The following is a 12,891-nucleotide window of genomic DNA, read 5'->3' as shown; positions in this document are numbered from 1 at the left end:
CTGTCAATCCGGCGCGCCGAAGCGCGCCTGAGGATTAATAGCCCTCGCGCTCCATGCGCTTGCGGAGCAGCTTGCGGGTGCGACGCACCGCCTCAGCCTTCTCACGCGCGCGCTTCTCCGAGGGCTTCTCGTAGTTCCGGCGCAGCTTCATTTCCCGGAAAATGCCCTCGCGCTGCATCTTCTTCTTCAGCGCGCGGAGGGCCTGATCGACGTTGTTGTCTCGGACCAGAACTTGCACGTTAACCGTCACCTTTATCAAGTGAGCCGAGTTGCCATGAAGCAACAAACAGGCATGCGACAGGCATGCGCTTTCGGGCGCACCCCTTGTGTGGACCTTTATGTAGCACGGACGGGGCCGCCTGTGAAGCGGAGTCTTCCGATCATGCGCGTCCTGTGGGGGCAATGCGCGGGCAAAACGGTTGCCCGGCGGCCCGTGGCGCCCAGATAATAGGGCATGGCCCTGTTGAAGATCGCCCGCATGGGGCACCCGGTGCTGCGCAAGGTCGCATCCCCCGTGCCCGACCCGACGGCCCCGGAGATCCGGAGGCTGGCTTCCGACATGATCGACACCATGCTGGACGCGCCCGGAGTCGGGCTGGCGGCGCCGCAGGTGCACGAATCGCTGCGCATGATCGTGTTCCGCGTTCCGGCCATGCGCTCCGGCGGCGAATCGGTGGAGCCGACCGTGCTCATCAACCCGGTGATCGAGCCGCTGGACGATGGGATGGAGCACGGGATGGAGGGCTGCCTGTCGATTCCCGAGCTGCGCGGCATCGTTCCGCGATTCGCGCGCATCCGCTACCGGGGCGTCGGGCTGGACGGCGAACCCATCGAGCGCGAGGCGTCGGGTTTCCACGCCCGCGTCATCCAGCACGAGTGCGATCACCTGGACGGCGTGCTTTACATCGACCGGATGGCCGATCTGCGCTATCTGGCCTTCACCGACGAGGCGCATCACGTGACCGAGGCGCTGGAACAGCAGGACGGGAGAGACTGACATGGACGCTGCCCTCGACATGGACGCGGTGCGGGACGACATCCTGCTGTCCACCCTTCCCAACATCGTGTTCGACGGCTGGAGCCTCCAGGCGCTGCGCGACGGCGCCCAGATGGCCGGCTACGACACGGCGACCATGCACCGCGCCTTTCCCGGCGGCGTGCCGGAACTGGTCGAGCATTTCGGCGCCTGGACCGACCGCCGTATGCTGGCCGAGCTGGACAAGCACCCGCTCGACGAGATGAGGGTGGGCGAGAAGATCGCCCTGGCCATCCGCACCCATTTCGAGGTGCTGGAGCCGCACATGGAGGCCAAGCGCCGCCTGCTCGCCTATCTCGCCATGCCGCAGAACATCGGCATGGGGCTGACCATGCTCTACCGCACGGTGGATGCCATGTGGTTCGCGGCGGGCGACACGGCCACCGACTTCAACCACTACACCAAGCGCGCCACGCTGGCCGCGGTGCTCAGCTCCGCGACCTTCTATTGGCTGGACGACCGGTCGGAGGGCCATGCGGAGACCTGGGCCTTCGTGGACCGCCGGCTGGGCGATGTGATGAGCATGGGCAAGGCGATGTCCGCCATGGGCCGCGCCGGGCGCCTGCTCAGCCATCTGCCGAGCCCTGCGCGCTTCGCCCGTCAGATCCGCCAGCGCGCTGGGGCCCCTCCGGTGGAAACCGCCTCCGCCCACATGGCGGAGAACATCTGACGGCTCAGGCCTTCACGTTCTTGCGAGCGGGCTTCCTGATGGCGGCGGTGCGGATCGCCGCCGCCAGGGCCGGGCGGGCCCACAGCAGCAACTCGTCCGGATCGTCCAGCGCCGAGTCGGGGGGCGGGAAGTAGGGCAGGACCGTCGGCTTGTCGTCGAAGGGCTTGAAGGGGCGCAGGCCCAGCGCCTCGTAATCCGGGCGGTTGCCGTCGTCGGCCTTGAAATACAGGATGTCGTGGGCGACCAGCGCGAAGACGACGCCGTCGCAATAGACCGCATAGCCGCCGAACATGCGGCGGGCGGTGATGTCCCCCAACGGTGTCAGCGACTCGCACAGGAAACGGACGAGTTCGCTGACCCTGGCCACCGAGGGCTTACTTTTTGCGGAAGGCGTCGAGCGCCACGACCTCGCCGCGCTTCGGCTCCTCGCCGGAACGGTCGGAGTCGGGCTTGCCGACATCGGTCTTGGCCGAGTCGGATTTGGCAAGCTTCGCGATGGACGGCTTCGCCCCGTCCCGACCGTCCGCAGCCTTCTTCTCCGACGCTTCGCGCGCGGGGATGGTGGCGATCTCCGCCGATTCGGCGGGCTCCACGGGCTGGAACTGGAGGGCGAAATTCTCCGACGGATCGGCGAAGGTGGTGATGGCGGCGTAGGGGATGACCAGCCGCTCATGCACGTTGTTGAAGCTCAGCGTCACCTCGAAATGATCGTCCAGCGCCTCCAGCCCATAGAACTGGTACTGGATGACGATGGTCATCTCGTTGGGATACTGGGACGACAGATATTCGGGGATGTCGACGCCCGGGTAACCCGTCCGGAAGGTCAGGTAGAAGTGATGATCGCCGGGGAGCCCGCGGTCCGTCACCTGGCGGAGCGCGTCACGGACGACACCGCGCAGGGCGGCCTCGACCATGCGGTCATAACGCAACTGCTCTCTCGGCATTCTTGGGCGGGTCCTTAACGCCAGACAGGTAAGTGTGGGCCTTCTGTTGCTAGGCGGCCCACGGCCCCACCCTCAGGTGCTACCCATCGGGGATTGATTTCGGTCAGTTACCGCTGTTAGGCGGCAACGGCGACCGGAGCAACGTTGTCGTTGGCAACTATTGCAATGGCCCGATAACGGCGGAACCATGCCGGGCGAAGACCATGCCTTTACCACGCGTGTCGATCCTATTTCGCCCCCAACGAACCCGCTCCCTACGGCAACGCCCGAGAGACCGGTGGTTTGTTTGGTGGAGGCGCCGGGTACCGCCCCCGGGTCCACAACGCTTATTCCGCAAGGCGTTTATCGCCATAGTCGGCTGCTGCCGACGGACCCAATATAGGCCCTTCATCCGGATATGGAAAGGGGGTGCGGCGGATTCTGACCGGAGGCCCTTGCGAAGGGGGTGACTGTCCGGGTTCGCGGACGTAGAGTGCCGCCCGAATTCAGTCCCCGGAGTACCCATGCCGATCACGCCCGAGCAGCGCGCCGAGATCGACCGCCTGCGCGCCGTCACCGCCACCACCCGCCGCGCCACCGTTCCGGCCCTGGAGGAGATCCTCTACGAGCCGATCGAGGTCCTGGACCACGGCTTCGTGCGCGTCGTCGACTACATGGGCGACGATTCGGCCGTCGTCCAGGCGGCGCGCGTGTCCTACGGCAAGGGCACCAAGAAGGTCACCGAGGACGCCGGCCTCATCAAGTATCTGATGCGCCACCGCCACTCGACCCCGTTCGAGATGTGCGAGATCAAGTTCCACGTCAAGCTGCCGATCTTCGTCGCCCGCCAGTGGATTCGCCACCGCACGGCGAACGTCAACGAATACTCCGCGCGCTACTCCATCCTCGACCGCGAGTTCTACATCCCGACGCCCGAGAACCTGGGCGCCCAGGCCGTCGTCAACCGGCAGGGCCGCGGCGACGTTCTCCAGGGCGACGAGGCGGCGGCGGTGATGAAGCTGCTGCGCGACGATTCGGAGGCGGTCTACGCCCATTACGAGGAGATGCTGAACCAGCGCGAGGACGGCACCACCATCGAGGAGGGCCGCCAGGGTCTGGCGCGCGAGCTGGCGCGCATGAACCTGACGCTGAACTACTACACGCAGTGGTACTGGAAGGTCGATCTCCACAACCTCCTGCATTTCCTCAGCCTGCGCGCCGACCCGCACGCCCAGTACGAGATCCGCGTCTATGCGGAGGCCATGCTGGACGTGGTGAAGCGCTGGGTCCCCGCCGTGTTCGACGCCTTCAGCGAGTACCGGCTGGGCGGCACCCACATGTCGAAGACCGGCCTGGAGGTGGTGAAGCGCCTGCTGTCCGGCGAGGCGGTGACCCAGGAGGCCAGCGGCCTGTCCAAGCGCGAGTGGCGGGAGCTGATGGACCAGCTCGGCCGCGCCGAGTAACGCCCGCTCCAACATAGTAAGGACCAACCGTCATGACGCCGCCCAAGATGACGCCGCACGAGGCCGATGGACTTCACCGCCAGGGCCTCGTCGCGGCGCAGGCCGGGCGGTTCGACGAGGCCTTGGAGCTGATCGGGCGGGCCATCGCCGCCTATCCCACGGTCCCCGTCTGGTGGGCCAACTATGGGCTGGTGATGGAAAGCCTGGGCGACGTCGCCGGGGCGGCCAACGCCTACGCCGGGGCGCTGAACCTCGATCCGTCGCTGGAGATGGCGATGGACGGGCTGCTCACCATGGCGGAGGCGGTGCGCCGGGCCGGCGATTCGGCCCGCGCGGAGGCCTTCTTCCGCCGCGCCATCGCGCTGAACCCGAAGACCCTGGCCGCCGTCGCCAATCTGGGCGTGCTGCTGCGCGCCCGGGCGCGGCGGGCGGAGGCGGTGACGCTCTATGAACGGGCGGGGCGGCTCGACCCGGCCAACTGGGCGCATCCCTACAACCTCGGCAACGCGCTGGCCGAAATGAACAGGCTGGGCGAGGCCGACGACGCCTATGGCGCGGCGCTCGCCCTCGCGCCGGGCCGGGCGGAGGTGCGGGCGAATCGCGCCACCCGCGTGCTCGCCATGCAGGGGCGGGCGGAGGAGGCCCTGGCGGAGATCGAAGCCGTGGTGGCGCAGCACGGCACCATCGATTCGCTGCACGCCTCGCGCCTCTACCTGATGCAGTTCGTGCCGGGGCTGACCATGCCGGCGATCGCCCAGGCCCACGCGGACTGGGGCGCCCGCCACCCCGACCGTCCGGCGCCCGCGGTGGCCGCTCCGGCGCCGAAGATCCGCATCGGCTATGTCTCGCCGGATTTCCGCGCCCATCCCGTGGGCTTCTTCCTGGAACCGGTGCTGGCGAACCATGACCGCACGGCCTTCGAGGTCGTCTGCTACGCCAACACCGCCAACCCGGACTGGAAGACGGAGCGGCTGATGGCCCACGCCGACCATTGGGTCTGGACCACCGGCCTGGACGACGAGGCGCTGGCCCAGCGCATCCAGGCGGACGGCATCCACATCCTGGTCGATCTGGCGGGCCAGACCTTCGGCAACCGCCTGCCGGTCTTCGCGCGGCGCGCGGCGCCGGTGCAGGCGACCTGGGCCGGCTATGTCGGCACCACCGGCCTGCCGGCCATGGATTACCTGATCTCCGACTCGCGGCAGAGCCCGCCGGGATCGGACGGCTGGTGCATCGAGGGCGTCGTGCGCATGCCCGACGCCTACGTCCCCTGGGCGCCGCCCGAGGACGCGCCGGCCGTGGCCCCGCTGCCGCTGGCAACGCGCGGTCACGCCACCTTCGGGTCCTTCAACGCGCTGCCCAAGCTGAACGCGGAGGTCGCGGCCCTGTGGGCGCGCGTGCTGGGCGCCGTCCCCGGCTCCCGCCTGCTGCTGCGCACGCCGGGGCTGGACGACGCCGGCACCGCGGCCCGCACGCTGGCCCTGTTCGAGCGGGCGGGGTTGGACCCGGCGCGGGTGGACCTGCGGGGCGGGGCGCCGCACCGGGAGTTCCTGGCCGGTTACGGCGAGGTCGACGTGGCGCTCGACCCCTTCCCCTATTCCGGCGGGCTGACGACTCTGGAGGCGCTGTGGATGGGCGTGCCGGTGGTGACGCTGGGCGGCGACCGCTTCTGCGCCCGCCATTCGGTGACCCACCTCGCCTCGGCGGGGCTGTCCGATCTGGTGACCGACGGGCCGGACGCCTACGTCGCCAGGGCGGCGGCGCTGGTCGCCGACCCGGCGGGGCTGGCGGCTCTGCGCGGCGGGTTGCGGGACCGGCTGGCGGTCTCCCCGGCGCTGGACGGCGTGCGCTTCACCCGCGCGCTGGAGGCCGCCTTCGGCGTGATGTGGCAGCGCTTCCAGGCCGGGCAGGGGCGGGCGAGCTTTTCCCTGAGTTTCGATTAGGCCAGCTTTGACTGAGAGGGATCAGGCGCGCTCGGACCCCGGCGCGCCGGTGCTCCACAGCAGCCCCAGCACCACGCCCTTGCAGCGCGGCAGCAGCAGGCCGGTCAGCAGCAGCGTCAGCAGCGGCCAGATGGTGAGATGCACCCAGGTCGCCGGCTCGTAGCGCTGCTCGACCGACAGGACGGCCGGGATGATGATGTGGCCGACGATCAGGATGGTCATCCAGGGCGGGGCGTCGTCGGCGCGCAGATGGCCGAACGCCTCGCCGCAATGGGCGCAATGGTCGACCGGCTTCAGGTAGTTCCGCAGCAGGCGCCCGCGCCCGCAGGCCGGGCATTGCCCCATCAGCCCGCGCAACGCCGCCGTCGTCTTCGACCGCGTTCCGTCTTCCGCTTCGACTGCCGCCGCCCTGTCTTCCGCCGTCATGACCGTTCCCCTGCATGCCGCTCCCCGAAGGGCCTCATATGGGGAGGGAGCGACCGATCGTCACGCCGTTCCATCCTCCGCACCCCGGGGTTGCGCCGCGCGCAGGGCCTCCACGCGGCGGACGATGTTCTCCAGCCGCATCTGAAGCTCATGGGCGCACAGGGCGTGCGCGGCGGCGCGGGCTTCCGCCTCGATGTCGGCGATGGCGGATTCCAGGGCTTGGAGTCGGGCTTGGCGTCGGGCGTCGCGCGGGTCTTCGCTCATCGGATTCCTGCTCCGGCAGTTGACGGACCGGCCCCTGGGCGTCTACGGGATGCACAAACCCCCTCCGGGAGCCTGGAGCCATGACGATCACCCGCCTGTTTCTCGCCGCCGCCACGGCCGCCGTCGCGCTGACCAGCGCCGCCGCCTTCGCCCAGACCAAGACCGTCGCCATCACCGCCATCGTCGAGCATCCGGCGCTGGACGCCACGCGCGACGGCGTGGTCGAGGCGCTGAAGGCCGCGGGCTACACGCCGGGTGACACCCTGAAGGTCGAGTATCAGAGCGCCCAGGGCAACCCCGCGACCGCCGCGCAGATCGCGCGCCAGTTCGCCGGCGCCCGTCCGGACGTGATCGTTCCGATCTCCACCCCCTCGGCCCAGGCCGTCGTCGCCGCGACCCGCGACATTCCGGTGGTCTTCACCGCCGTGACCGATCCGGTCGGCGCGCAACTCGTCCGCAGCCTGGACAAGCCGGGCGCCAACGTCACCGGCGTGTCGGACATGGCTCCGGTGGCCGAGCATGTCGCGCTGATCCGCGAGATCGTGCCGTCGGTCAAGCGTCTGGGTGTCCTCTACAACGCCGGCGAGCCGAACTCCGTCTCGCTGGTCAAGGCGTTGAAGGACGAGGCGCAGAAGGCCGGGCTGACCGTGGTGGAGGCCACCGCCACCAAGTCCGCCGACGCCCAGCCCGCCGCCCGCAGCCTCGTCGGCAAGGTCGACGCGGTCTATGTGCCGCTGGACAACACGGTCGTCTCGGCGCTGGAGAGCGTCGTCGCGGTCGGCCAGCAGGCCAAGCTGCCGGTCTTCTCCGCCGACACCGACAGCGTGGCGCGCGGCACGGTGGCCTCCATCGGCTTCGACTACCGGCAGGTCGGCCGCCAGACCGGCGAGGCCGTGGTCCGCATCCTGAAGGGCGAGAAGCCGGGCGACGTTCCGGTGACCTTCGCCAAGGGCACCGACCTGTTCGTGAATCCCAAGTCCGCCGCGGCGATGGGCGTGACCATCCCCGAGGCGGTGATCCAGCGCGCGACCAAGGTGGTCGGGCAGTAAGTTGTTTCGTTGAGGGGAGTGGTTGAGACGGGCCCCCACCCAACCCTCCCCCGCTTTGCAGGGGGAGGGCTTTTCTCCTCCCCCTGCAAAGCGGGGTGAGGTCGGGAGGGGGGCCCGGCGCAACCGCGCCCCAAGGACCAATCATGAGTGAAATCGCCTTCTTCGGGGCCGTCGAGATCGGGCTGGTGTACGCGCTGGTCGCCCTTGGCGTGTACCTGTCCTTCCGGGTGCTCGATTTCCCGGACCTGACGGTGGACGGCAGCTTCCCGCTGGGCGCGGCGGTCTGCGCCACGCTGCTGGTCGCCGGGGTCAATCCGTGGATCGCCAGCCTCGTCGCGGCGCTGGCCGGCTCGATGGCCGGGCTGGTGACGGCGACGCTGAACGTCCGCTTCAAGATCCTGCACCTGCTGGCCAGCATCCTGACCATGATCGCGCTGTTCTCGGTGAACCTGCGCGTGATGGGCCGCCCGAACGTGGCGCTGCTGATGCAGGACACGGTGCTGACGCCCTTCTACGGGCTGGGGCTGCCCGACCATGTGGTGCGGCCGCTGGTCGTGCTGGTCGTGGTCGTCCTGGTCGTTCTGCTGCTGTCCCGCTTCCTGAACAGCGAGTTCGGTCTCGCCATGCGGGCGACCGGCGTCAACGCCCGGATGGCCCGCGCGCAGGGGGTGCAGACGGACTTCCACATCTACGCCGGCATGGCCCTGTCGAACGGGCTGTGCGCCCTGGCCGGCGCGCTGTTCGCCCAGACCAACGGCTTCGCCGACGTGACCACCGGCATCGGCACCATCGTGGTAGGTCTGGCCGCGGTGATCGTCGGCGAGACGGTGCTGCCGGCCCGCGCGATGCTGTGGGCGCTGGTCGGCTGCGTCGTCGGCTCCATCCTCTACCGTCTGGCGGTCCAGCTGGCCCTGTCGGCGGACGCCATCGGGCTCCAGGCCTCCGATCTCAACCTCGTCACCGCCGTCCTGGTCGCGGTGGCGCTGATCCTGCCGCGGATGCGGCTGAAGGCCGCGTCGAAGAAGAGGGAGGCCGTCCGATGATCACGGTCAACGGCATCCACGTCACCTTCGGGCGCGGCACCCCGCTGGAGAAGCACGCCCTGCGCGGCGTCGACCTGACGATCCCGGAAGGGCAGTTCGTCACCGTCATCGGCTCCAACGGCGCCGGCAAGTCCACCTTCCTGGGCGCGCTGGCCGGTGACGTGATCGCCGAGGAGGGCAGCATCGCCATCGACGGGGTGGACGTCACCCGCTGGGCGACGCCGAAGCGCGCCTCGCTGGTCGCCCGCGTCTTCCAGGACCCGATGGTCGGAAGCTGCACCGCGCTCACCATCGAGGAGAACATGGCGCTGGCCGCCGCCCGCGGGCGCCGCCGCGGCCTGGGCTCCGCCCTGCGCGGCGACCGCCGCCGGCACTTCCGCGAGCGCATCGCGGAGCTGGGGCTGGGGCTGGAGAACCGGCTGCACGACCGCATGGGCCTGCTGTCCGGCGGGCAGCGGCAGGCGGTCAGCCTGCTGATGGCGACGCTCGCCGGGTCGAAGATCCTGCTGCTCGACGAGCACACGGCGGCGCTCGACCCCGGAACGGCGGAGTTCGTGCTCGGCCTGACCCGCCGCATCGTCGAGGAGAACCGGCTGACCACGCTGATGGTCACCCACTCCATGAGGCAGGCGCTGGACTACGGCGACCGCACGGTTATGCTGCACGAGGGTCGGATCGTGCTCGACGTGTCGGGGGAGCAGCGCGCCGGGCTGGACGTGCCGCACCTGCTGGCGCTGTTCGCCAAGCAGCGCGGCGGCGAGGACATCACCGACGACAGCCTGCTGATCGGCTGAGGCCGGGGGAGGGGCGTCAGACGGTCTTGCGGTCCCGCTCCTCCTCCCGTTCCTCGCGGTCGGCCTCGAACAGCGCCTGAAGCTCGGCGGCGGCCTGGCGGGAGGTTTGGATCAGGCGGTTCTCGTCGTGATGCACGGCGTGCTGGCGGATCAGCGTGCGCTCGTCATGCTCGCGGAAGGTCTCCAGCGTGTGGCGGGTCTCCTCCGGCGGCAGGCCCAGCGATTGCAGCACGCCGCCGGTCAGCCGCAGGCTGGAATCGTAGGTCTCGCGCACGAAATGCGTGACGCCGCGGTCCATCAGGAAATGGGCGTGGCGGCGGTTGCGGGCGCGGGCGTGGATGACGAGGTGCGGGAAGTGGCGCGTCGCCAGCTCGACCACGCGCAGCGACTGCTCCATGTCCTCCAGCGCCACCACCAGCACCTTGGCCTTGTCGGCCCCGGCGGCGCGCAGCAGGTCGAGCCGCGACGGGTCGCCGTAATAGACCTTGTTGCCGAAGCGCCGCACGACGTCGACCTGCTCGGCGCTCTGCTCCAGCGCCGTGAAGGGGATGCCGCGCAGCCGCAGCACGCGCCCGACGATCTGCCCGACCCGGCCGAAGCCGCAGATCAGCACCGGCGGCTCGCCGTCCGGCGCGATGGTGTCGTAGGGGCGCACGGGCTTCACGATCAGGCGCGGCGCCAGCCAGCGCTCCTCCGCCGCGAAGACGAAGGGGGTGGCGATCATCGACAGCGTGACCACCAGCATGGCCGTCGCCGCCTGTCCGCCGCTCATCGCCCCGACGCCGACGGCGAGCCCGAACAGCACGAAGCCGAACTCGCCGCCTTGGCTCAGCACGGTGGACAGCCGCGTCGAGCCGCCGGGACGCAGGCCGGACAGGCGGGCCAGCCCGAACAGGACCGCCGCCTTCAGCGCCATCAGCCCGAGCGCCAGCGACAGGTAGCGCACCGGCTCGGCCATCAGCGCCGCCACATCGGCCCCCATGCCCACCGAGACGAAGAACAGGCCGAGCAGCAGCCCCTCGAACGGCGCGATGTCCGCCTGCACCTCGTGCCGGTACTCCGAATCGGACAGCAGCACCCCGGCCATGAAGGCGCCGAGCGACATGGACAGCCCCGCCCACGCGGCGAACAGGGCGGTGCCCAGCACGATCAGCAGGGCGGCGGCGGTGAAGATCTCCGGCGTCCGGGCGCCGTCCACGGCGCGCAGAACCGGGCGCAGCAAATAGCGCCCGCCGGCCAGGATCGCCGCGACCGCGCCGCCGGCCTTCAGGACGGCCAGCCACGCCGTCCCCGCGTCTGGCACCTCCCCGGCGCCATGGCCGAGCAGCGGCAGCAGCGCCACCGCCGGGATGATGGCGAGGTCCTGGAAGAGCAGGATGGAGAAGGCGCTGCGCCCGGCGTTGGTGGTCAGCAGCTCCCGCTCCGCCAGCATGGGCAGCACCATGGCGGTGGAGGACAGCGACAGGCCGAATCCGGTCACCGCGGCGGCGGCGGGGGTGAATCCCAGCAGGAGGAAGGCGGCGGCGCCGATCACGATGGCGGTCACCGCGACCTGGGCGCCGCCGAGTCCCAGCACCGACCGGCGCATCACCCAGAGGCGGGCGGGGCGCAGCTCCAGCCCGATCAGGAACAGCAGCATGATGACGCCGAGTTCGGAGACGTGCCGGATCGCCTCGACGTCCGTCACCAGCCCGAGCCCGCCCGGCCCGATGGCCAGCCCCGCCGCGAGATAGCCGAGCGGCCCGCCGAAGCCGATCCGCTTGGCCACCGGGACCGCCAGGACCACGGCGGCCAGCAGCACCACCAACGTCACGAAATCCGGCATGGGGCCCACCCTCTAAAGGCTTTGCCCCCACCCTAACCCTCCCCCGCTGACGCAGGGGAGGGAACATTAGGCCCTCCCCTGCGTCAGCGGGGGAGGGAGGGGACCCACGAAGTGGGGAGGGTGGGGGCCGTACGCCCCCTTACGACACCAGGACCTTACGACACCACGATCCGCGGCGCCGCCCGCGCCGGACCCTGCTCGCCGGCGATCTTCTCCCACACGCGCTTGGCAATTCCGCGGTAGGCCTTCGCGTGTTCCGACTCGGGCTGCGACACCACGATGGGCTGGCCCTGGTCGGAGGTCTCGCGGATGTCGAGGTGCAGCGGGATCTCGCCGAGGAACTCCATGCCCAGGTCGGAGGCCTCCTTGCGGGCGCCGCCGTGGCTGAAGATGTCCGTGCGGTGGCCGCAGTTGGGGCAGCAGAAGTAGCTCATGTTCTCGATGATGCCGAGGACGGGCACGTCCACGCGGCGGAACATGTTCAGCCCCTTGCGGGCGTCGAGCAGGGCGATGTCCTGCGGGGTGGAGACGATGATCGCCCCGGCCAGCGGCACCTGCTGCGCCATGGTGAGCTGGGCGTCGCCGGTGCCCGGCGGCATGTCCACCACCAGGACGTCGAGCGTGCCCCAGTTCACGTCGCGCAGCATCTGCTGCAGGGCGCTCATCACCATCGGGCCGCGCCAGATCATCGGCGTGTCCTCGGCGACCAGGAAGCCCATCGACATCACCTTGATGCCGTAGTTCTCCATTGGCTCCAGGATGCGGCCGTCGCGGCTGGTCGGGCGGCCGGAGATGCCCAGCATGCGCGGCATGGAGGGGCCGTAGATGTCGGCGTCCAGAAGCCCGACCTTCAGCCCGTTCGCCGCCATGGCGAGCGCGAGGTTGCTGGCCGTGGTGGACTTGCCGACGCCGCCCTTGCCCGACGCGACGGCGACGATGGCCTTCACGCCCGGCACCAGCGGCTTCTGCTCGGCCGGCTGCTGCTGCCCATGGGAATGTCCATGAGAATGCCCGTGAGCATGGCCGTGGCCCTGCTGCGGGGCGGCACCCTGCCCGGCGGGGCGGTGCGCCGTCAGCACCGCGGTGACCGACAGGACGCCCGGCAGGGCCTCCACCGCTTTCTCGGCGGCGTGGCGCACCGGCTCGGCCTGGGCGCCGCGCTTGGGGTCCACCTCGATCGAAAAGGCGACGTGCCCGTCACGCACGACAAGGCCGGAAAGCATGCCGAGGCTGACGACGTCCTTGCCCCGTTCCGGATCGACAACCGTCCTCAGAGCGTCAAGGACTTGAGCTTCGCTGACCTGCGCCATGGTTGAAAACTCCGCTTCCTTCCCGATATTGGCGGATATCCGTCGGTGAAATCCTTCCCCGAATGGGATGGGCACTATAGGGCCGGCGGACAATAATGGTAAAGGGATCGGACGGTCCGGAAACGATTTGTTTTCCGGAATTTCC

At 69.8% G+C, this 12,891-nt stretch carries 14 protein-coding genes and 1 other RNA gene; 7 read left to right on the top strand and 8 right to left on the bottom strand.

Features of this window, described 5'->3' with window-relative positions:
• Window positions 1–34: 34 nt before the first annotated feature.
• A complete protein-coding gene (rpsU, locus tag TSH58p_RS06720; RefSeq protein WP_012974546.1) occupies window positions 35–238 on the bottom strand; it encodes a 30S ribosomal protein S21 in 204 nt (67 codons plus the stop codon).
• 216 nt (window positions 239–454) lie between these two features.
• On the opposite strand from rpsU, the gene def reads away from it, so the two are divergent.
• Both def and TSH58p_RS06710 read left to right on the top strand, forming a co-directional pair.
• Entirely contained in the window at window positions 455–997 is a 543-nt protein-coding gene (gene def / locus TSH58p_RS06715; protein WP_109071798.1) for a peptide deformylase, read from the top strand.
• Between the two features lies 1 nt (window position 998).
• On the top strand, window positions 999–1,706 hold the full coding sequence (locus TSH58p_RS06710; RefSeq protein ID WP_109071797.1) for a COQ9 family protein: 708 nt from the start codon (window positions 999–1,001) through the stop codon (window positions 1,704–1,706).
• Window positions 1,707–1,710: 4 nt separating this feature from the next.
• Here the strand turns inward: TSH58p_RS06710 and TSH58p_RS06705 are convergent, their stop codons facing one another.
• The 3 genes from TSH58p_RS06705 to ssrA all read right to left on the bottom strand — a co-directional run bounded on the left by TSH58p_RS06705 (window position 1,711) and on the right by ssrA (window position 3,058).
• Entirely contained in the window at window positions 1,711–2,073 is a 363-nt protein-coding gene (locus tag TSH58p_RS06705; RefSeq protein WP_247874232.1) for a TfoX/Sxy family protein, read from the bottom strand.
• 7 nt (window positions 2,074–2,080) lie between these two features.
• Window positions 2,081–2,650 carry an SspB family protein gene (locus TSH58p_RS06700; RefSeq protein ID WP_109071795.1) on the bottom strand — a complete coding sequence of 190 codons (570 nt, stop codon included), beginning with the start codon at window positions 2,648–2,650 and terminating at the stop codon, window positions 2,081–2,083.
• Window positions 2,651–2,681: 31 nt separating this feature from the next.
• Window positions 2,682–3,058: a transfer-messenger RNA gene (ssrA, locus tag TSH58p_RS06695) on the bottom strand.
• A gap of 95 nt (window positions 3,059–3,153) precedes the next feature.
• On the opposite strand from ssrA, the gene thyX reads away from it, so the two are divergent.
• Together thyX and TSH58p_RS06685 are read left to right on the top strand one after the other, a co-directional pair.
• The gene (gene thyX / locus TSH58p_RS06690) at window positions 3,154–4,092 is read left to right on the top strand and encodes an FAD-dependent thymidylate synthase (protein WP_109071794.1); all 939 of its coding nucleotides are present in this window, start codon (window positions 3,154–3,156) and stop codon (window positions 4,090–4,092) included.
• Between the two features lie 32 nt (window positions 4,093–4,124).
• Entirely contained in the window at window positions 4,125–6,035 is a 1,911-nt protein-coding gene (locus TSH58p_RS06685) for a glycosyltransferase family 41 protein (protein ID WP_109071793.1), read from the top strand.
• Window positions 6,036–6,056: 21 nt separating this feature from the next.
• Here TSH58p_RS06685 and TSH58p_RS06680 read toward each other — a convergent pair whose 3' ends face one another.
• Both TSH58p_RS06680 and TSH58p_RS06675 read right to left on the bottom strand, forming a co-directional pair.
• Window positions 6,057–6,461 (bottom strand): DUF983 domain-containing protein, encoded by a 405-nt coding sequence (locus TSH58p_RS06680; RefSeq protein ID WP_109071792.1) that lies wholly within the window; start codon window positions 6,459–6,461, stop codon window positions 6,057–6,059.
• Between the two features lie 60 nt (window positions 6,462–6,521).
• The gene (locus TSH58p_RS06675; RefSeq protein ID WP_109071791.1) at window positions 6,522–6,725 is read right to left on the bottom strand and encodes a hypothetical protein; all 204 of its coding nucleotides are present in this window, start codon (window positions 6,723–6,725) and stop codon (window positions 6,522–6,524) included.
• An 80-nt stretch (window positions 6,726–6,805) separates the two neighbouring features.
• Here TSH58p_RS06675 and TSH58p_RS06670 point away from each other — a divergent pair, with 80 nt between their 5' ends.
• The 3 genes from TSH58p_RS06670 (at window position 6,806) to TSH58p_RS06660 (ending at window position 9,611) form a co-directional block, all read left to right on the top strand.
• The gene (locus TSH58p_RS06670) at window positions 6,806–7,774 is read left to right on the top strand and encodes an ABC transporter substrate-binding protein (protein WP_109071790.1); all 969 of its coding nucleotides are present in this window, start codon (window positions 6,806–6,808) and stop codon (window positions 7,772–7,774) included.
• A 143-nt stretch (window positions 7,775–7,917) separates the two neighbouring features.
• Entirely contained in the window at window positions 7,918–8,817 is a 900-nt protein-coding gene (locus TSH58p_RS06665) for an ABC transporter permease (RefSeq protein WP_109071789.1), read from the top strand.
• Window positions 8,814–9,611, top strand: coding sequence for an ABC transporter ATP-binding protein (locus tag TSH58p_RS06660; RefSeq protein ID WP_109071788.1), 798 nt, complete (start codon window positions 8,814–8,816; stop codon window positions 9,609–9,611). Before TSH58p_RS06665 ends, TSH58p_RS06660 begins: the two co-directional genes overlap by 4 nt.
• Window positions 9,612–9,627: 16 nt before the next feature.
• Here the strand turns inward: TSH58p_RS06660 and TSH58p_RS06655 are convergent, their stop codons facing one another.
• Window positions 9,628–11,436 carry a monovalent cation:proton antiporter-2 (CPA2) family protein gene (locus TSH58p_RS06655; protein ID WP_109071787.1) on the bottom strand — a complete coding sequence of 603 codons (1,809 nt, stop codon included), beginning with the start codon at window positions 11,434–11,436 and terminating at the stop codon, window positions 9,628–9,630.
• 155 nt (window positions 11,437–11,591) lie between these two features.
• Complete coding sequence (gene apbC / locus TSH58p_RS06650) at window positions 11,592–12,746, bottom strand: iron-sulfur cluster carrier protein ApbC (protein WP_109071786.1); 1,155 nt, start codon at window positions 12,744–12,746, stop codon at window positions 11,592–11,594.
• Window positions 12,747–12,891: the final 145 nt, after the last annotated feature.

It is taken from the genome of Azospirillum sp. TSH58, from assembly GCF_003119115.1.
Taxonomy (GTDB): domain Bacteria; phylum Pseudomonadota; class Alphaproteobacteria; order Azospirillales; family Azospirillaceae; genus Azospirillum.
The sequence above is the reverse complement of the archived record's forward strand: the minus strand, read 5'-3'. Positions and strand labels throughout refer to the sequence as shown.

Excerpts from the sequence above, each read along its gene's own strand:
- def (WP_109071798.1), top strand. The coding sequence starts at position 455 with ATGGCCCTGTTGAAGATCGCCCGCATGGGGCACCCGGTGCTGCGCAAG.
- TSH58p_RS06710 (WP_109071797.1), top strand. The coding sequence starts at position 999 with ATGGACGCTGCCCTCGACATGGACGCGGTGCGGGACGACATCCTGCTG.
- TSH58p_RS06700 (WP_109071795.1), bottom strand. The coding sequence starts at position 2,650 with ATGCCGAGAGAGCAGTTGCGTTATGACCGCATGGTCGAGGCCGCCCTG.
- thyX (WP_109071794.1), top strand. The coding sequence starts at position 3,154 with ATGCCGATCACGCCCGAGCAGCGCGCCGAGATCGACCGCCTGCGCGCC.
- TSH58p_RS06685 (WP_109071793.1), top strand. The coding sequence starts at position 4,125 with ATGACGCCGCCCAAGATGACGCCGCACGAGGCCGATGGACTTCACCGC.
- TSH58p_RS06680 (WP_109071792.1), bottom strand. The coding sequence starts at position 6,461 with ATGACGGCGGAAGACAGGGCGGCGGCAGTCGAAGCGGAAGACGGAACG.
- TSH58p_RS06675 (WP_109071791.1), bottom strand. The coding sequence starts at position 6,725 with ATGAGCGAAGACCCGCGCGACGCCCGACGCCAAGCCCGACTCCAAGCC.
- TSH58p_RS06670 (WP_109071790.1), top strand. The coding sequence starts at position 6,806 with ATGACGATCACCCGCCTGTTTCTCGCCGCCGCCACGGCCGCCGTCGCG.
- TSH58p_RS06665 (WP_109071789.1), top strand. The coding sequence starts at position 7,918 with ATGAGTGAAATCGCCTTCTTCGGGGCCGTCGAGATCGGGCTGGTGTAC.
- TSH58p_RS06660 (WP_109071788.1), top strand. The coding sequence starts at position 8,814 with ATGATCACGGTCAACGGCATCCACGTCACCTTCGGGCGCGGCACCCCG.
- TSH58p_RS06655 (WP_109071787.1), bottom strand. The coding sequence starts at position 11,436 with ATGCCGGATTTCGTGACGTTGGTGGTGCTGCTGGCCGCCGTGGTCCTG.
- apbC (WP_109071786.1), bottom strand. The coding sequence starts at position 12,746 with ATGGCGCAGGTCAGCGAAGCTCAAGTCCTTGACGCTCTGAGGACGGTT.